Consider the following 17,066-nt stretch of genomic DNA (forward strand, 5'->3'; position numbering starts at 1 on the left):
TATACGCGATAGCCTTAATATTACTGGAATCAGGCGAGCAACTTTTCGTGCATTATTGGGTCAATCCGCCTTGGTGGCCGCACCGTCCTCGACCAACACCTGCGCTGGGGCTTCGCCCGGAACATCCGGATTTCCTTCGGCCCGGTCCCTGTGCAGGGTCGCGCGGGCGAGCAGCATCAACGTCACCGGCGTCGTGACGGTCACGAAGATACCGATCAAAATCTCGTGAACGACAGGCCGCGTCGAAAGCACCGTGAAGAAGATCATTGATGCCATGACGACGCCTCCGGTGCCCCAGCTTGTGCCGAGCGTCGGGGCGTGGATGCGCTCGTAGAATGTCGGCAGACGCACGAAACCGATCGTGCCGATCAACGTCAGGCCGGCGCCGACGACGAGGAAGAAGGCGACGGCAAGGGCGGCCCAAGCCGGCAGGTCGGCGGCGTGTTCGATGCTGCTCATTCGATCACCTCCCCGCGCATCAGGAATTTGGCGAGCGCCACCGTGGCGACGAAGCCGAGCATACCGATGACGAGCGAGGCCTCGAAATAGATGACCTTGCCGGTGCGGATGCCGAAGACCATCAAAAGCAGCATCGAGTTCACATAGAGCGTGTCGAGCGCGAGAACGCGGTCCTGCGCGCGGGGGCCGCGCGCCATGCGCAAAGCCGCGAGCGCCATCGCGAGGACGAGGCAGATCTGCGCAAACACCATGGCCCAGGAGAGGATCGTGTGGCTCATTCGAAAATCTCCATCAGCAGCGCTTCATAGCGGCCCTTGATCAGGGCCTGCCATTCCGCCTCATCGACAAGGTCGAGAACGTGGATCAGCACGGTCCGGCTCAGCGAATTGTATTCCAGCCAGGCGGTGCCCGGCGTGCTGGTGACCACGACGGCAAGCACGGCGAGCGCCGTCGGGTTCTGCAGGTCGAGCGGCACGGTGATGAAGCCGGACCGGAAGCGTCGCCCGCGCCCCGCGACCAGGATCGAGGCGACGGCAATGTTCGAGCGAACGATATCGTAGAGCACGATGCCGACAAGCTTCGGCAGCAGATACCATTTCGGCATGCGCGGTTTTGCCGGTCGCAACGAGGCCATGCCCCAGGAGGCGAAGACGGCAACGACACTGCCGAGGATGAGGTGCCCGAGCGTGAAGCCGTTGAGAGCGAGCCACATGACAACGAGCGAGGCGCTAAGCAGCGGATAGGGCAGCATGTCAGATCCCTCCCCCGCCATCCGGCCCGCTTGCCTCCGCGACACCGGCCCGACGCGCATTGATCACGGCATCGATATAGGTGCGGGGCTGCTGCAGGTTGCGCACGGTCTCTTCCATGTAGTGCATCGCCGGGCCGGCCTTGATGGTGAGCGTCAGGGTCAGCGCAATCAGCAGCATGACCGGCGCCATTTCCATGACGAGCACCCGCGGCACCGTGCCCTCCATCGAGGCCCAGAAGGTACGGATGCCGGCACGCGTCATTGAGATCAGCGCGGCAAGGCCCGACAGAATGAGCAGGCCGACAATCCACCAGACGGAGGCCGGAACCGGCTGGTCCGCACTGGCGCCCATGCCGATCATGCCCGTCAGCATGGCGAATTTCGCGACGAAGCCGGAAAGCGGCGGCAGGCCCGACAGGAGGATGCCGCAGGCCGCGAAGCAGGTGCCGAGCACGGCGATGGTTCCCGGCATGGTCACGCCGATCTCGACCTCCTGCTCCTCCTCGTCCGCATCGCCATAGGCTTCCATGGTGACGGCGAGAACCGAGGCGCCGGCGTCCTGACCTCGCTCAACAAGCTCGATCAGCATGAAGAAGGCGCCGATCGTCAGTGTGGAGCTGACCATATAGAAGAGCGCTCCGGCCGTGACCTCGCCATTGCTGAGGCCGAGCACCGCCAGAAGCGTGCCGGAGGAGACGAGCACCGAATAACTCGCCAGGCGGCCGAGCGCCTGCGAGGCGAGCACGCCGATCGTGCCGAAGGCGATCGTCGCCATGCCGCCATAGAGCAGCACGTTGAGGCCGAGGCCGGCGGATTCGCCCTGTCCGAAGACGAGCAGCGAGAGGCGCAGGATCACATAGATGCCGACCTTGCTCATGATGGCGAAGATGCCGGCGACCGGGGCGACTGCCGCGCTATAGGCGCCGGGCAGCCAGAAGTTCAGCGGCCACATGCCGGCCTTGATGAGGAAGACGACGCCGAGAATGGCCGCCCCCGCCTCGAGCAGCATGCGCCGCTCGCCCTCAATTTCGCCAATGCGTAGCGCGAGGTCGGCCATGTTGAGCGTGCCCGCCGAACCATAGATCGCGCTGACGCCGATCAGGAAGCAGAGCGCGGCGGCAAGATTGACGGCGATGTATTGCAGGCCCGCCTTGACGCGCATCGGGCCGGAGCCGTGCATCAGAAGTCCATAGGAGGCGGCGAGCATCACCTCGAAGAAGACGAAGAGATTGAAGAGGTCACCCGTCAGGAAGGCGCCGTTCAACCCCATCAGCAGGAACTGGAACAGCGAGTGAAAATGCGCGCCGGCGGCGTGCCAGCGGGCGAGCGCGTAGACCAGTGCCGGAATGGCAAGGATCGCGGCGAGCACCAGCATCAATGCCGAGAGCCGGTCGACGACCAGCACGATGCCGAAGGGAGCCGGCCAGTTGCCGAGGAGATAGACGCCGTCGAAAGCTCCTGCGCCGCCGCCACCGTTGGCCAACCGGAAGAGGTTGATGGCGACGGCGGCGAGCGCCAGCGTTGAGACGACGCTGATCATGGCCTTGACGACGCGCTGGCGCTCGTCGAAGAACAGGAGCAGCGCGCCCGCGATCAGCGGAATGACAATGGGCGCTATGATGAGGTGTTGCTGCCAGCCGCTCATTTCGGCTGCTCCCTGCCGTCGACATGGTCGGTGCCGGTCAGCCCGCGGGCAGCGAGCAGCACGACGAGGAACAGCGCCGTCGTCGCAAAGCCGATGACGATCGCCGTCAGCACCAGCGCCTGCGGCACTGGGTCCGTCAGCGTCGAGACGTCGACGCCTTCGCCAAGCAGCGGCGCGGCGTTGGATTTCACGCCGCCGACGCCGAAGATGAAGAGATTGACGGCATAGGAAAGCAGCGACAGGCCGATGATGACCTGGTAGGTGCGCGGGCGCAGGATCAGCCAGACGCCCGAGCCGGTCATTATGCCGATACCGATTGCGAGAACGAGTTCCATCAGTTTTCCTCCGCCTTGGGGGCGTCGAGACCGCGGACCCGATGCATGCGTACGGATTGGTGGGCGAGCGCGATGAGGATCAGCACCGTCGCGCCGACGACGAGCGAAAAGACGCCGAGATCGAAGAGCAGCGCGCTAGCGGCCGGCACCTTGCCGATGAACGGCACCTCTATGTATTGCGAATGGGTGGTCAGGAACGGATAGCCGAGCAGCCACGCACCCATGCCGGTGGCCGCCGCCATGATAAGGCCGAAGCCCATCCAGCGGAGCGGCAGGATGCGCAGCCGATCCTCCGCCCAGCGCACGCCGCCCGCCAGATATTGCAGCAGGAAGGCGATTGCCATGGTGATGCCGGCAGCAAAACCGCCGCCCGGCAGGTCATGGCCACGCAGGAAGAGATAGACCGCGAAGGTCGCAATGACCGGGAACATCCACTGCATGATGACCGAGGGTACGAGCAGGTAGTCGCGCACCGTATCGCCCGCCGAACGCTCGGGGCGCTCCGCATCGAAAGCGTTCTGGATGCGCTGCTGCTCGGGTTTTTCGATACTATCAGGCGCCGGGCGGAAACGGCGCAGCAGTGCAAAGACCGTCAGCGCCACGATGGCCAGCACCGCGATCTCACCCATTGTGTCAAAGCCACGGAAATCAACGAGGATGACGTTGACGACATTGCGCCCGCCGCCTTCGCTATAGGCCTTGTCGAGGAAGTAGCTGGCGATCGCATCCGGCACCGGCTGTGTCATGATGGCGTAGGAAAACAGGAACATGCCGAAGCCGCAGGAAATCGCGAGCAGGAAGTCGCGGAAGCGACGGCTGCGCGCAGAAAACGACACGGAGTTATCGACCTTCTCCGAACGCTTCGGTAGCCAGCGCAGGCCAAGGAGCAGGAGAACCGTCGTGACGATCTCGACGACAAGCTGGGTGATGGCAAGGTCGGGCGCCGACAGCCAGACGAAGGTGATGCAGGTCGTGATACCGGCACCGCCAAGCAGGACCAGGGCCGCAAGGCGGTGATACTTCGCCTGATAGGCCGCGCCCAGCGCACAGAACGCGCCGATAGCCCAGACGGCGGCGAAGATCGGATCGACATCCTTGAAGGCCAGCGGCTTCGGCGAGAAGCCCGCAAGATAGAGCGAGACGGCTCCGGCCAGGAAGCCCGCGGCGGCGACGAGGCGCAGCTGCGGCTGGAGGTGGCGCGTGCCGAGATTGCTTTCCAGCCAGCGCGCCCATTTCCAGGAGACGGTGACGAGGACGCGTTCGAAGATGCGCTGGCCGCCGAGATGCCGGAAGAGCGGCGGCCCGTTGTCGCATTTGGCGAGATAGTCCTTCATCACGACATAGAGCGCCGCGCCCCCGACGAGCGCGATGAGGCTCATGATCAGCGGCGTATTGATGCCGTGCCAGATGGCAAGGCTGTATTCCGGCGTACGGTCGCCGAGCACCGAAATGACGGCGGAATGCAGGAACGGGCCTATCGACAGGCTCGGAATGATGCCGACGACGAGGCAGGCCAGCACGAGGAACTCGATCGGGAAACGCATCCAGTGCGGCGGCTCGTGCGGCTTGGGCTTCGGCAGATCGGTCGGCGGCGGACCGAAGAAGACCATGTGGATGAAGCGCAGCGAATAGGCGACGGAGAACGCGCCGGCCAGTGTGGCGACATAGGGCAGGATGCGGTCGAGCACGGAATCGGCATGCGTCTCCACGGCTTCTGCGAAGAACATTTCCTTGGAAATGAAGCCGTTGAGCAGTGGCACGCCGGCCATCGCGGCACTCGCCACCATCGCGAGCGTTCCCGTTATCGGCAGGTATTTGAGAAGCCCGCTCAATCGTCGCATATCGCGTGTGCCGGTCTCGTGGTCGATGATGCCGGCGGCCATGAAGAGCGAGGCCTTGAACGTTGCATGGTTCATCATGTGGAAGATCGCCGCGACCGCCGCGAGTGGGCTGCCAAGGCTGAGCAGCGTGGTGATAAGGCCGAGGTGGCTGATCGTCGAATAGGCGAGCAAGCCCTTCAGGTCCTGCTGGAACATCGCGAAATAGGCACCGAGGATCAGCGTGCTGATGCCGGCGATGCCGACCAGCATGAACCATTCATACGTGCCCGACAGCGCCGGCCAGAACCGCACCAGCAGGAAGACGCCGGCCTTCACCATGGTCGCGGAATGCAGGTAGGCAGAGACGGGTGTGGGGGCCGCCATGGCGTTCGGCAGCCAGAAATGGAACGGCACCTGGGCGCTTTTGGTCAGCGCGCCGATGAGGATGAGCACGAGCGCCGTAAGGTAGAGCGGATGCGCCTTGATCAGGTCACCCGAGGCCAGCACGACATCGAGATCGTAGCTGCCGACGATATGGCCGAGCACCAGCAGGCCGGCGAGCAGGCAGAAGCCGCCGATGCCGGTGATGGTGAGCGCCATGCGCGCGCCGTCACGGGCGGCGGCATTGTTGTGCCAGTAGCTGATCAGCAGGAACGAGAAGATGCTGGTGAGTTCCCAGAACACCGACAGCAGGATAATGTTGCCCGAGAGCACGATGCCGAGCATCGAGCCCATGAAGGCAAGCAGAAACGAGAAGAAGCGCGGAACCGGATCCTCCTCGGACATGTAGTAGCGCGCATAGAGAACGACGAGGAAACCGATGCCTGTGACGAGCATCGCAAAGAGCCAGGCGAACCCATCCATTCGCAGCGTCACATTCAGCCCGAGCTGCGGCAGCCATTCGAGGTCGAGTCGCACCTTGCCGCCATCGCGCACCGAGGGATAGAGCACCGCCGTCAGCACGAGGGCGACGAAGGTCACGGCGCCCGCCATACGTGCGGCAAGGACGCGCGAATCGGTCCTCAGCAGAACGACCGCAGCCAGGCTTCCCACGAATGGAAGGCAGACCAGCAGGACGAGAATCATTTCACCTGTCATCGTTTGATCGATCGCTTTCGAACGTCAGAGCATCTCTACAATGCCGTCAACCGGCATCATCGGAAAGCCGCACGACCGATGTCACTGATCGATACGGCCGTCAGGCGAAAACCATAGGAGGCGCACGCGCCCCCCGTGTCTCGATAGCGCTCCTGCCGGCTCCGCTGGGCGGAACCGTGGCAACGGCAATACTCTCCACAGACTTCGAGCGATGCGCCAAGGCGCCCGGCGGACAGTCAAAATCGATGCCCTTTGTCGACACGGGAGCAACCTTGACGGCGCTGCTACGCTTGCGGCAATCCCGCTCACTCGTGGAAGAAACGTAACCCGCCGGCTTCTGCGTGCCATAACGAAGCACTTTCGCAGCGCTGCTTGCGGCAGATGGCGCCGGCAGCGTGGTTATCAACAGAAGAAGGCAGGTGAACGCTGTGCAAAAGAGGCCGAGAGCCCGACGAACCGGTCGATGCTGCTGCCATGTTGCTGTCAAACGCCCTGCCTCTCGATGCCGTTGTCCAGGTTGAATATTCTCTTATCCGGACAATACGTTGGCGGGATCGGCACTGTCCACCCGCAAGGGAAAACTTTTGCGAGATTCCGGCGATTTATCGGCTTTCGCGCAAGGATTTCCTTGACCATTCCTCTTGCGGGAAAGGTTGTCGCGGGTTGCGCGCCTTGATGCCCCTCGCCTTTGGGCGCATTCTATCGGTGCGAATCGCATGTAACAGCCCTGCTCCGCAAGGCTTACGCCCGGGAGCGAAAGGTGCGTCGAATATCTGGACCTGCCAATGATTGGCCGTCCAGCGAGTTCCGTGTTCCGGTTTCTGCCCGCATTGCCGCAGGATTCCGGCACGGCATCAGTTCACTCTCAAACGGGGATACGCGATGACGGATGCACGCAAGGAATGGATTAGCAAACGAGCCTATTCGATCTGGGAAGAGGCCGGCCGGCCCCATGGCCAAGACAATGAGCATTGGGAACAGGCCGTGCGTGAGCGCGACGAATTCGAACGGGTGGCCCTCGTGCCGGAGACCACGCCCGCGAAATCGGCAAAAAAGCCGTTAATCCAGATTTCAAAGGGCAAAGACGCCGAGGCGGCGAAGCCGAAGAAGAAAACGGCGAACGGCGAAAAACCGGCCGCAGCCGCCAAGGCGGTCGCGAAAACGAAATCCGTCAAGGCGGTAAACAGCAAGCCGATCTGATCAGAGTGTCGCCAGGATTCTGTTGGCGATCGCGCCCGCATAGGCGTCGCGCTGGGTGACCTTGTTCTCCAGCGCGGCGATGACGTTTTCGGAGAAATCCACGCCGTAGAGGTCAAACATCGAATTCAGCCCACCGGGCGTGAAGACGTTGATCTCCAGGATCTTGTCGCCGACGATATCAAGGCCGACGAGAAACATGCCGTCCTCCACCAGTTTCGGCCGCACCATCTCGGCAATCGCCAGGATTTCCGGTGTTATCTCCACCTTCACCGCTGTTCCGGCGGCGTGGATGTTCGAACGCACCTCGCCCTTGGCTGGCACGCGGCGGATTGCGGCATAGGTGCCGTCCCTCTCCAGCGGACGGCCGTTCATCAGAAAGAGGCGAATGTCGCCCTCGGTCGCCGCCGCCAGATAGTTCTGCGCGATCAGGTAGCCCTCGCCGCTGACCGCTTCGAAAATCTGGTTCAGGTTGGCCTCGTCGGGCGAGCCGATCTTGAAGACATTCTTGCCGCCCGAGCCCTGGAGAGGCTTCATGATCACGCCCTCCTTGTGCAGGTCGATGAAGCCGCGGATCTCCTCGATGCTCTTGGAGATCAGCGTCTGCGGCCGGACAGCCTGCGGGAATCCCTGAAAATAGAGTTTGTTTTGCGCAAGCGAGAGACCATCGGGATCGTTGACGACGAGCGTGCCGCGCGCGGCGGCAAGTCGCCCGAACATCGCCCCGACATGCGCCGCCCAGGGGCGTCCGTCCGCGTCGAGCGACGGATCGTTGCGCAGGAAGAGCACATCGACCGCGGAGACATCCATCGTCTCGACCGTCGCTTCGTCGCCCTGGAGGGCAGCGTGGAAACTCTCGGCCTTCTTATAGCGTTTGCCGGGCAGCACGCGGCCGCGCACCGAAAGGCTGTCATCGGCCCGCAGCACGAAATCGCCGGGTGTCAGGTAGCAAATGTCGTGGCCGCGCGCGAGTGCGGCCATGGCAAGAGACGTCGTGGTGAAGGTCGGGGTCTCGTCTTCGATCGAATTGACGAAAAAGGCGATACGCATGGTAGCTCTCCTCAAGCTTCGAGCATGGCAAGGGGGGTCAGTCCGGCTCGGGCGCGCTCCAGCCTTGCACGCCCGCGTTCGGTTTCCAGACACAGCGGACGAAGGACCGGTGCCTTCAACAGGCCGCGGGCACCCAGCTCCTCCATCACACCGAAATCTGCGGCGGAAATTTTGCCCATCCAGAACGGATCAAGCGCGCCGCCGCCCTTCAGGTGACTGAGCAGCGAGAGCAATCCGCGCAGATAGATCGCGTCCTTCGCCAGCCCGCCGCCGCGAAAAACGCGGAGTAGCAGGCCGAACGCGGTTTCCGCATCGATATCGTAGCGCCCCGTCAGAAACCGGAAACTCTCCACGAAGGATGCGCCCGCCAGCATCAGATTACATCCGACGACGCGGGCCGCGAGCAGCCGCAACCGTTCGGGCGTAAAGCCTCCGGCCAGGAACTCGGCGAAGACCGCCAACCCCTCCTGCATGCCCTCGTAGCCGGCAAGGCCGGTGCGGAATACGCGCAGCCCCTGCGCCGAACCATTGAAATAGGTGAGAAGGTGCACGCCGACCTCATGGCTGAGAAGGGCATCGACGCGATGGCGCATCATGCGCGTGCGGCGAGAAATGAGGAGCCGCGGTCCGGACACCAGAAGGCCGGGTGGCACGTCATCGCGCAGCTCGATCGCCGCGTCGAAACCATCATGGCGCCGCTGGTAATCTGACATCATCGTGCGCGCCCGATGCTCGACGAAAAAACAGTCGACCACCTCGTCGTCGTCAGGTTTGAGCGCCGGCACGCGCCGCGCCTCCCCGGCCCCATCGAGAACTGCCTGCGCTGCGTTTAGCAGCGAGGGCTCGACGGGCCCATAGAGGGCGCGGCCGAATTCGACGAAGCGCGCCTTCTCCCGGTGGCCGATGAGGGTGAGCTGCAAGTCGAGTTCCTGCTGCTTTTCACGATAGATTTGGTGAAGGACGGGGTCTTCGAGGCGGTCGAGCGAAATGGCATAGAGCCGGCGCTTTTCCCGCTCCACCAGCAGGCTCAGTGGCCGATAGAGAAAGCGCGGCGGCTTGTCATAACGGTTCGCCTTGAACTCCTGCCAGGCCGCACTCGCATTGATCGGCGTCACGCAGAGCAGGAAATCGAAACTGGAGGCGACGTCGTCCATGCCCCGATCGGCGCGCTCCACCGCGTCGATAAAGGCCTTTCGGCCAAACGCGCGGTAGGTGACGGGCTTGGGAAAACCATCGGCCTCGAGAAAGGCGGCGACGGCACGCAGGCCGGCATCGAGGAAGTTGTCAATGAGGCGCTCGCGCAGGTCCGGATAGGTCTCCTCCGATCCGGTGACGCGATAGATCGGCGCAAAACGCAGGGTGACGAGCGGCAGGCGCAATTTCAGAAGTTCCGGCCGGGCGCAGGGATCCTCCTGCGCCGCACAGAGATCGATATGCGGCGTGCGGAACCGCGCTTCGAAGGCCTTCACCGCCGCCTCGAAGGCCTTCACCGCGCGGTCAGCCGCCAAGCCGCGTGTCGCCGAAAGGGTCACTTCGAAGGGCTGCAGAAAGGGCGCGTCATCGCAGAGCAGCCGGTCGCGCTCGAGTTCGTCGATATCGATCAGCAGGAACGTGCCGAATGTCTTGCGCAGGACGGCGGCGATCGGTGCGATCAGCTCGACGGCGTCCTCGATACTGGTCGTGAGAAGATAGGAGGCATTGGCGCTCGCCACCTCGCGCGCCACGACATGCCGCTCGGGATCTCCGACATGAACGCAGAGGAAAGGCTGCGGCCGGTCGATATGCAAACGCCCGCCATCGAACTCACGGCGCACTGGCTTTCCGGCCTCCAGCGCCGCGATGACGTCCTCGACAAGGGTCTTTTCCTTGTTTTTCGTGCGCGGCTTGCGCGCCGCTCTCGCTGGGGTCATGCGACCTCCCGCAATGCGCTTTCAAGCACAGGCACCGAGGAGGCTATGAGAGAGCGGAGTGCGGAGATCGCCTGCCAGTCCGGCACGCCGGTCCACTCGTCCATGAAAATCTTCTTGAACTCGACGGCGATGGCGCAGCCGCTTGCCGGAAAGCGCTCATGGATGAACCGCGTCTGCTCGCCGCGGCCCTGGAAAGCGACGTTCTCGCGTACATCGAGCCGACGGCCGAGGAAATCGTAGTCGGCGCAGAAATCCATGAAAGCATCGACGACGGGCGCCCAGCGGGCGCGGTCCATGGAGATCGTGCCGATATTGATATCAGGCGCATCCGCCGCCGCCGTCGGCGTGCTTGCGGCTCCATCACGGCGATGGTTGTAGCTATGGATATCGAGCACGACGAAGGCGCCATATTGCGCCTCCACACCGCGCAGATAATTTTCCAGCATGCCGTAATAGGCATCGTGCAGCGCCAGGCTTTCGGAGAGATCGGCGTCGGACAAAGCCTCGCGCCAGACCTTCAGGCCCCAAGCCTGCTCCGGCCGCTGATAGACGGCGGCATCCCGCGCGCGGTTAAGATCGATCTCGAAGCGCGAGCGCTGGAAGACGATACGGTTGGCGAGGTCATGGATGATTTCGGCGGTAAAGGGATCTTCTTCGCGCAACCGCCCGTCCTCGTGGAGCGCCATTCTGGAAAGAAGGTTTTCCCTGACAGCATGACCGTTGTGGATGGCGGTTCCGATGATCGGCGAGGCCCCGCGCGAGGTCATCCACCACACATGATCGCCGGTAAATTCGCTATCGTCCAACATGCGTCGCCGTGCTCCAGTCCCAGATGCGGCAGGAATGCCTCACGATCATCTTCGTTCCAAAGGCCGCAAGAAGCTTGCCCCTTGGAGGGAGACGAAAAGCGCTCTATCTGAACGGACGACGCGTTTTTCGGCGAGGACCCCTTTGCGCACGATCTACATGATGGCGGGCCTGTTCATGACGGCCCTCGGCATCGTCGGCGCTTTCCTGCCGCTCCTGCCGACGACGCCGTTCTTGCTCGTCGCGGTCTGGTGCTTTTCCCGCTCCTCGCCGCGTCTCGAACAATGGCTGCTGACCCACAAGACTCTTGGCCCGCCGCTGACGAACTGGCGTCGCGAGGGTGCGATTTCCGGTCGCGCCAAGATCACCGCCGTCAGCCTGATCGTCGTAAGCTACGCCTTCTTCTTCTATCGCACCAAGCCTTCGGTTCTGATGGCGGTCATCGTCGGCCTCGTGCTGTCCTGCAGCGCGCTGTTCATCCTCACCCGCCCGTTGCCGAAAGGAAAATGAGATAATGACGGAAAAAAGCAATCCGCCCGTCATCGTCTGGTTCCGCCGCGACCTGCGCACGCACGACAATGCCGCCCTTTCCGCCGCCGCCGAGAGCGGCCGGCCCGTCGTAGCGCTCTATATCCGCGAAGCGGCCGACGGGACTGGCCCGCTCGGCGCCGCGCAAGCCTGGTGGCTGCACCATTCGCTGACGTCGCTCGGCAAGGCCCTCAAGGCGCTGGGAGCGCCGCTGATCCTACGCGGCGGCGAAGCGGGCAAGGTTCTGGACGATCTGATTGCGGAAACCGGCGCTGGGACGATCTACTGGAACCGGCGGTACGACCCCGCCGGCATCAGGATCGATACGGACATCAAGGCATCGCTGAAGGCGCGGGGTCTCACCGCGAAGAGTTTTGCGGGCGAGTTGCTGCATGACCCGACCCGCCTGTTGACAGGCGAGAAGAAGCCCTACCGCGTCTATACACCCTTCTGGCGTGCCTTCGAGCGGGACGGCGAGCCGCATGAGCCGGTCGATGCGCCGGAAAAACTTGCCACTCTGCATCCGGCACCGAAATCCGAAACGCTCGATGACTGGAACTTGCTGCCCAGCAAGCCGGACTGGGCGGCCACATTCGGCGAGGTCTGGACGCCGGGCGAGGAGGCCGCACTGGAGCGCCTCGAGACCTTCGCCGACGGCGTTATCGACGGTTATCAGACAAAACGCGACCATCCCTCCATTGATGCTACCTCCCTGCTGTCGCCGCATCTGGCGATGGGCGAAATCTCGCCGGCGCGGGTCTGGCACGCAACGCGCGGCCTGAAGGCGCCGACGGACGACGTGATCCATTTCCGGAAGGAGTTGGTCTGGCGGGAATTCTGCCACCACCTGCATTTTCACTTTCCGGCGCTGGCGGAGAAGAACTGGAACGATCGCTTTGACGCCTTTCCGTGGGAAGGCAGCAAAAAGGAGTTCGAGGCCTGGACGCGTGGCGAAACCGGCTATCCCATCGTTGATGCGGGCATGCGGCAGCTCTGGCAACACGGCTTCATGCACAATCGGGTGCGCATGATCACCGCCTCCTTCCTCATCAAACACCTGATGATCGACTGGCGGCGCGGCGAACGATGGTTTCGCGATACGCTCGTCGATGCGGATGCCGCGTCGAATGCGGCGAACTGGCAATGGGTTGCCGGTTCCGGCGCCGATGCCTCGCCCTTTTTCCGTATCTTCAATCCGATCCTGCAGGGCGAAAAATTCGATCCTGACGGCACCTATGTGCGCCGCTTCGTGCCGGAACTGGAAAAGCTGGATGCCACCTTCATCCACAAACCCTTCGACGCGCCCGAAAGCGCGCTGAAAAAGGCAGGCGTGGTGCTCGGAGAAACCTATCCCAGGCCGCTCGTTGACCATGCCAAGGCACGCGAACGGGCACTTGGCGCCTATAAGGCGCTGAAGGACGATTAATCCAGCGGCGCCAGCGCCGCCGTGAGCACCGACACGAAGGCCTCGCCCGCATCACCAAGCGCACCGCTGTTGTCGATGACCACGGTATCGGAAGCCACGACGATGTCCGGCACCGCGCGATCGAGCCGCTTTGCAATCGCCTCGGCGCTTTCCCGACCGCGCGCTGCAAGCCGCTCCGCGAGGATTTCCGGACGCGCGGTGACGACAACGACCTTGAGCCGTGGATAGATTGCCGCGAAAGCCGGCAGCGCCGAGCGGCTGCCATTGGCGATCAGCGTCACGCCTCTGGCAAGGTCGTCGAGCGTTTCGCGCGGAATGCCGTAGGACAGGCCGTGCGCATCCCAAGACACGGCAAAGCCGCCCTCGGCCTGACGGCGGCGAAATCCATCGGCATCGATAGCCTGATGCGCCTCCCCGCCGGCATCCGCCGGGCGGGTGATGACGCGGCGCACGAATTTCACCCGCGCCTCGTCGACGAAGTGTCTGAAAGCATAGGACATGACGCTGTCCTTGCCCGCCCCGCTCGGGCCGACAACCACCACCATCGTGCCGGCCGCGACCGGCTTGGCGACGATATCGCCGTCCATCCTCATGCCACCCGCTTGCCCTGCCGCCAGACCGAGCGCACGACCGGAACGCCGGACGGGCGGCGCACGCGCACAATATCGGCGCGCAGCCCCCTGGCAATGGCGCCGCGATCATCGAGGCCGACGGTGCGCGCCGGCGTCGTGGAGACCATAGCGATCGACTTGGTGAGATCCATGCCCTCGTCGGCGAGGATGAAGGGCGCGTGCATCAAGCTGAAGGGTACGTAATCGGAGGAGAGCACGTCGAGCACGCCCATCTCGGCGAGATCGCGCGCGGCGATATTGCCGGAATGCGACTTGCCGCGCACGATGTTCGGCGCGCCCATCAATACGCTCATGCCCGCGCCATGCGAGGCCTTGGCAGCCTCGAAGCTCGTCGGGAATTCGGCAAGGCGGATGCCGTAGCCGATGGCTTCCTCGACATGCTCCAATGTCGCATCGTCATGACTGGCGACCGAGATGTTGCGCGCCGCGCAAGAGGCGGCGATGGCGTCGCGGTGCGGCTTGGCGTATCGGGCGGACAGGTCCTGCTGACGCTTGCAGAATTCGGCGAATTCGGCGTCGGAAAGGCCGCGCTTCTTCTGGTAGTAGAGCACATATTGCTCCATCGTCTGGAACTGGCGCTGGCCGGGCGCGTGGTCCATCAGCGAAACGAGACGGACCAGCGGGTCCTTCTCGAATTCCTCATAGTGATCGAGCACATTGTCGGTCGAGACCTCGCAGCGCAGATGGATGAGGTGTTCCGCGCGCAGACGGTCCTCGTTCTGCGCCTCGGCGATAGCGTCGGCCATGGCGCGCATCTCGCCCTTCTCGAAGCCGCCATCGGCATCCGAGCCCATGCGCAGGCAGTCGAAGACCGTGGTGATGCCTGACGTCACGACCTGCGCGTCATGCGACTGGATTGCCGCCGTCTTGCCCCAGCGCACGCCGGGGCGCGGCGAATAGTGAGCCTCGAGGTGGTCGGTATGCAGTTCCACGAGGCCGGGGATCAGGAAGTCGCCTTCCATGTCCTCGCCGGCCGCCGACGGGCCTTCGGAAATATCGGCGATGAGACCATCGCGCAGCACCAGCGTGCCGTCGAGGATCTGGTCCTCCAGCACGATGCGGGCATTGGAAAGAACGGTTTCACGGGTCATGTCAGGCGGTCTTTCTGTTGGCGGCCCCACCCAGTGGGAAGAGCGAATGGACGGTGAAATCAGCGCCGCGCGAGGGTTCCCGGAAGAGCGCGAGGCCGTGGATCGGCAGCGGTCGGCCGTGGAATTCGGCGAATTGATCGAGAAGCACGCTTTCGACGGCACCGCGGCGCTCGTCCGGAACACGCCCCGTCAGTGTCATGTGGAAGCGAAACTCGTCGAAAACATAGGGATAGCCCCATTGTACGAGGTTCCGGCGCTCGTCCGCCGTCAGCTCATCCGGCTTGCGGCGCGCGATATCGGCGGAGCTCAGCGGCGCGCGAAAACGCTCGAAGCGACGCACGACCTCGCCGGCAAAGGCCTGGAGGGGATCGCAGTGATCGCCCGGCACCACCGCGAAGAACGAGCCGAGACGGCCGACGATGACTTCGGGGATGTCGAAAGGCTCGATCTCCGAGACGAAGCGGCCGATCTCGGCTATCAGCTCGGCTTCGCTGCGGCCGTCGGCCAGCGAAAATGGCGCTTTCAACGTGGCGTGAAAACCGTAGCGGCGCGGATCGGCGGTCAGGCCCGCAAGCGCCTCGGCGTCAAAACCGTTCACGGCCGGCTGCTCCAGGCGGGCGCCAGTAAAGGCATTGCGGCCGAGCCAGCGCTGGGCGGCAAGGGTCAGCGGATCGCTGGCGGGAGGGGTGAAATACAGGGCGTAACGCAAAGGCTCATTCCTACCGAAAGTCATTTGACGCCGCCTTGGGAGGCGACGCAGGAGCTTGAAGGGATTCGTGTGGCAGCATCATGCCGCCAGAACGACATCAATGCGACGGCTTGCCCATCAGGCGCGAGCGCAGCGCATTGGAAATGCCGTCGAAGATGAAGACGACGATGAGGATCAGCAACACCATATAGGCGACGTTCTCCCAGTCCGAATTGGTCCGCATCGCCTCCCAGAGTTTCAGGCCGATGCCGCCGGCCCCGACCGCGCCGATGATCGTCGCAGAACGGGTGTTCGATTCCCAGAAATAAAGCGCCTGCGAGGCAAAGAGCGGCATGACCTGCGGCAGCACGCCAAAGCGCTGCACGGCGACGGGTGCTGCGCCAACGGACTTAACGCCCTCGCGCTGCTTGTCGTCGATATTCTCCAGCGCCTCGGAATAGAGTTTGCCGAGCGTGCCGGTATCCGTGAAGAAGATCGCCGACATGCCGGCGAGCGGTCCGGGGCCGAAAGCGCGGGTGAAGAACAGCGCCCAGATCAGCATATCGACCGAGCGCAAGAAATCGAAGAGGCGCTTTGTCAGCTGGTTGGACAGCCAGCTGCGCGTGATGTTGCGGGCGGCCATGAACGCGAGCGGAAAGGCCAGCAGCATGGCGAAGAGCGTGCCGACGAAGGCCATGACGATGGTCTGGAGCAGCTTGGTCCAGACGTCGAGATGCTGCCATTCGGCATTGTAGAGGATGTTGTCCCAGGCGAGCGAGAGGTTCGACTGCTTCGGGTCGATCCGGTCGCCCGAGGCGATCAGCGAATAGACCTCCGACATCGACTTACCATGGAACGGCGAGTTGGTGTCGAACAGGAAATTGGCCCAGCCGAGGAAGCGTTTGCGGATCGAGACATCGCCAGCTTCGATCTCGCCCCAGCCGGCAAAGCCGAAAGCGAGCGTGATCTTTTCGCCCGGCCGCTTCTGCGTCGCCCAGGCCGGAAGAGCGCCATCGACCTCCATGGCGCCGTTGTCGAGATCGACAACCAGCGTCTCTCCGGCATGCTGCACGGTCACGCGATCCGGCACGACCTCGACGCTTGTCGAGGAATTGAGCGTGATCACCGCACGCTTGACGACCTCTTCCTCGCGGATCGTCGCCGTCGCCATGCTTTCAGCGGCCGCATCCGAGCCACCGAGAACGGCGCCCTCGCCCATGAAACCCATGGAAGCGGGTTTCTTGGCCGTGGTGGCCGAGGTGCCGGCGGCCGGGGTGGTGCGGCTCATCGTGCCGCGCTCGATCTCGACCCAGTCGGGCTCGGCATTCGGCCCGAGTGGTGAGAAACGCGGATAGGTGAGCTTCATCGCGCCATCGGGCGCGATCGTCACTTCCGGGCGCACCTCGTAGGAGACCCAATCGGCGAGATAGGTGCCGGCGATGTTCCAGTTTGCGGTGGTCAGGACGTGGCCAATGGCGAAGAACCACCAGCAATAGAGCGCATAGAGCACGAAGCCGCCGGCAATGATGGCGACGCGGAAGCGCTGCCAGAATGAACGGTGGAACACGGCCGGATGACGTGCCGCGATCTCATCCATCTGTGCGGAATTGAGGGTCGTCATGGCGCACT

Annotated in this window: 16 protein-coding genes and 1 pseudogene; 4 read left to right on the forward strand and 13 right to left on the reverse strand. The window is 63.5% G+C overall.

What is annotated here, in order from left to right:
- Positions 1–60 precede the first annotated feature (60 nt).
- The 6 genes from mnhG to D0Y60_RS12730 are packed head-to-tail and all read right to left on the reverse strand — an operon-like array spanning position 61 to position 6,108.
- Positions 61–450 (reverse strand): monovalent cation/H(+) antiporter subunit G, encoded by a 390-nt coding sequence (gene mnhG / locus D0Y60_RS12705; RefSeq protein ID WP_117370428.1) that lies wholly within the window; start codon positions 448–450, stop codon positions 61–63.
- Positions 451–455: 5 nt separating this feature from the next.
- Positions 456–737 carry a K+/H+ antiporter subunit F gene (locus D0Y60_RS12710; protein ID WP_117370307.1) on the reverse strand — a complete coding sequence of 94 codons (282 nt, stop codon included), beginning with the start codon at positions 735–737 and terminating at the stop codon, positions 456–458.
- Positions 734–1,210 carry a Na+/H+ antiporter subunit E gene (locus tag D0Y60_RS12715; RefSeq protein ID WP_117370308.1) on the reverse strand — a complete coding sequence of 159 codons (477 nt, stop codon included), beginning with the start codon at positions 1,208–1,210 and terminating at the stop codon, positions 734–736. The genes D0Y60_RS12710 and D0Y60_RS12715 overlap by 4 nt, the downstream gene beginning before the upstream one ends.
- 1 nt (position 1,211) lies before the next feature.
- The gene (locus D0Y60_RS12720; RefSeq protein ID WP_117370309.1) at positions 1,212–2,855 is read right to left on the reverse strand and encodes a monovalent cation/H+ antiporter subunit D; all 1,644 of its coding nucleotides are present in this window, start codon (positions 2,853–2,855) and stop codon (positions 1,212–1,214) included.
- Positions 2,852–3,190, reverse strand: coding sequence for a Na+/H+ antiporter subunit C (locus D0Y60_RS12725; protein WP_117370310.1), 339 nt, complete (start codon positions 3,188–3,190; stop codon positions 2,852–2,854). Before D0Y60_RS12725 ends, D0Y60_RS12720 begins: the two co-directional genes overlap by 4 nt.
- Positions 3,190–6,108, reverse strand: coding sequence for a monovalent cation/H+ antiporter subunit A (locus D0Y60_RS12730; RefSeq protein WP_117370311.1), 2,919 nt, complete (start codon positions 6,106–6,108; stop codon positions 3,190–3,192). The genes D0Y60_RS12725 and D0Y60_RS12730 overlap by 1 nt, the downstream gene beginning before the upstream one ends.
- A gap of 882 nt (positions 6,109–6,990) precedes the next feature.
- On the opposite strand from D0Y60_RS12730, the pseudogene D0Y60_RS25025 reads away from it, so the two are divergent.
- Both D0Y60_RS25025 and D0Y60_RS12735 read left to right on the forward strand, forming a co-directional pair.
- Positions 6,991–7,119, forward strand: a pseudogene (locus D0Y60_RS25025) (DUF2934 domain-containing protein); the annotation flags it as partial.
- Positions 7,093–7,308, forward strand: a complete 216-nt coding sequence (locus tag D0Y60_RS12735; RefSeq protein ID WP_245409172.1) for a hypothetical protein — start codon at positions 7,093–7,095, stop codon at positions 7,306–7,308. The pseudogene D0Y60_RS25025 and the gene D0Y60_RS12735, both read left to right, overlap by 27 nt.
- On the opposite strand, the gene D0Y60_RS12740 is transcribed toward D0Y60_RS12735, so the two are convergent.
- Genes D0Y60_RS12740 through D0Y60_RS12750 form a run of 3 tightly spaced genes read right to left on the reverse strand, consistent with a single transcriptional unit; the run spans position 7,309 to position 11,074 of the window.
- Positions 7,309–8,355, reverse strand: a complete 1,047-nt coding sequence (locus D0Y60_RS12740) for a glutathione synthase (RefSeq protein WP_117370313.1) — start codon at positions 8,353–8,355, stop codon at positions 7,309–7,311.
- An 11-nt stretch (positions 8,356–8,366) separates the two neighbouring features.
- Positions 8,367–10,265, reverse strand: a complete 1,899-nt coding sequence (locus tag D0Y60_RS12745) for a flavohemoglobin expression-modulating QEGLA motif protein (protein WP_117370314.1) — start codon at positions 10,263–10,265, stop codon at positions 8,367–8,369.
- Positions 10,262–11,074 carry an N-formylglutamate amidohydrolase gene (locus D0Y60_RS12750; RefSeq protein WP_117370315.1) on the reverse strand — a complete coding sequence of 271 codons (813 nt, stop codon included), beginning with the start codon at positions 11,072–11,074 and terminating at the stop codon, positions 10,262–10,264. Before D0Y60_RS12750 ends, D0Y60_RS12745 begins: the two co-directional genes overlap by 4 nt.
- A gap of 142 nt (positions 11,075–11,216) precedes the next feature.
- Here D0Y60_RS12750 and D0Y60_RS12755 point away from each other — a divergent pair, with 142 nt between their 5' ends.
- Both D0Y60_RS12755 and D0Y60_RS12760 read left to right on the forward strand, forming a co-directional pair.
- The gene (locus D0Y60_RS12755) at positions 11,217–11,582 is read left to right on the forward strand and encodes a YbaN family protein (RefSeq protein WP_199564172.1); all 366 of its coding nucleotides are present in this window, start codon (positions 11,217–11,219) and stop codon (positions 11,580–11,582) included.
- A gap of 4 nt (positions 11,583–11,586) precedes the next feature.
- The gene (locus tag D0Y60_RS12760) at positions 11,587–13,026 is read left to right on the forward strand and encodes a deoxyribodipyrimidine photo-lyase (protein ID WP_117370316.1); all 1,440 of its coding nucleotides are present in this window, start codon (positions 11,587–11,589) and stop codon (positions 13,024–13,026) included.
- On the opposite strand, the gene phnN is transcribed toward D0Y60_RS12760, so the two are convergent.
- From phnN to phnE, 4 genes are all read right to left on the reverse strand, one after another.
- Positions 13,023–13,619, reverse strand: a complete 597-nt coding sequence (phnN, locus tag D0Y60_RS12765) for a phosphonate metabolism protein/1,5-bisphosphokinase (PRPP-forming) PhnN (RefSeq protein WP_245409166.1) — start codon at positions 13,617–13,619, stop codon at positions 13,023–13,025. The genes D0Y60_RS12760 and phnN overlap by 4 nt on opposite strands.
- Complete coding sequence (locus D0Y60_RS12770) at positions 13,616–14,749, reverse strand: alpha-D-ribose 1-methylphosphonate 5-triphosphate diphosphatase (RefSeq protein ID WP_117370317.1); 1,134 nt, start codon at positions 14,747–14,749, stop codon at positions 13,616–13,618. The genes phnN and D0Y60_RS12770 overlap by 4 nt, the downstream gene beginning before the upstream one ends.
- A 1-nt stretch (position 14,750) precedes the next feature.
- Positions 14,751–15,458 carry a DUF1045 domain-containing protein gene (locus tag D0Y60_RS12775; RefSeq protein ID WP_117370318.1) on the reverse strand — a complete coding sequence of 236 codons (708 nt, stop codon included), beginning with the start codon at positions 15,456–15,458 and terminating at the stop codon, positions 14,751–14,753.
- 97 nt (positions 15,459–15,555) lie between these two features.
- Positions 15,556–17,058, reverse strand: a complete 1,503-nt coding sequence (gene phnE, locus D0Y60_RS12780) for a phosphonate ABC transporter, permease protein PhnE (protein WP_117370319.1) — start codon at positions 17,056–17,058, stop codon at positions 15,556–15,558.
- Positions 17,059–17,066 lie beyond the last annotated feature (8 nt).

It is taken from the genome of Shinella sp. WSJ-2, from assembly GCF_003432075.1.
Lineage (GTDB): Bacteria > Pseudomonadota > Alphaproteobacteria > Rhizobiales > Rhizobiaceae > Shinella.

Bases quoted from the DNA above. Each gene is read 5' to 3' on its own strand.
- D0Y60_RS12710 (WP_117370307.1), bottom strand. From the start codon at position 737: ATGAGCCACACGATCCTCTCCTGGGCCATGGTGTTTGCGCAGATCTGC.
- D0Y60_RS12715 (WP_117370308.1), bottom strand. From the start codon at position 1,210: ATGCTGCCCTATCCGCTGCTTAGCGCCTCGCTCGTTGTCATGTGGCTC.
- D0Y60_RS12720 (WP_117370309.1), bottom strand. From the start codon at position 2,855: ATGAGCGGCTGGCAGCAACACCTCATCATAGCGCCCATTGTCATTCCG.
- D0Y60_RS12725 (WP_117370310.1), bottom strand. From the start codon at position 3,190: ATGGAACTCGTTCTCGCAATCGGTATCGGCATAATGACCGGCTCGGGC.
- D0Y60_RS12730 (WP_117370311.1), bottom strand. From the start codon at position 6,108: ATGACAGGTGAAATGATTCTCGTCCTGCTGGTCTGCCTTCCATTCGTG.
- D0Y60_RS12740 (WP_117370313.1), bottom strand. From the start codon at position 8,355: ATGCGTATCGCCTTTTTCGTCAATTCGATCGAAGACGAGACCCCGACC.
- D0Y60_RS12745 (WP_117370314.1), bottom strand. From the start codon at position 10,265: ATGACCCCAGCGAGAGCGGCGCGCAAGCCGCGCACGAAAAACAAGGAA.
- D0Y60_RS12750 (WP_117370315.1), bottom strand. From the start codon at position 11,074: ATGTTGGACGATAGCGAATTTACCGGCGATCATGTGTGGTGGATGACC.
- D0Y60_RS12760 (WP_117370316.1), top strand. From the start codon at position 11,587: ATGACGGAAAAAAGCAATCCGCCCGTCATCGTCTGGTTCCGCCGCGAC.
- phnN (WP_245409166.1), bottom strand. From the start codon at position 13,619: ATGAGGATGGACGGCGATATCGTCGCCAAGCCGGTCGCGGCCGGCACG.
- D0Y60_RS12770 (WP_117370317.1), bottom strand. From the start codon at position 14,749: ATGACCCGTGAAACCGTTCTTTCCAATGCCCGCATCGTGCTGGAGGAC.
- phnE (WP_117370319.1), bottom strand. From the start codon at position 17,058: ATGACGACCCTCAATTCCGCACAGATGGATGAGATCGCGGCACGTCAT.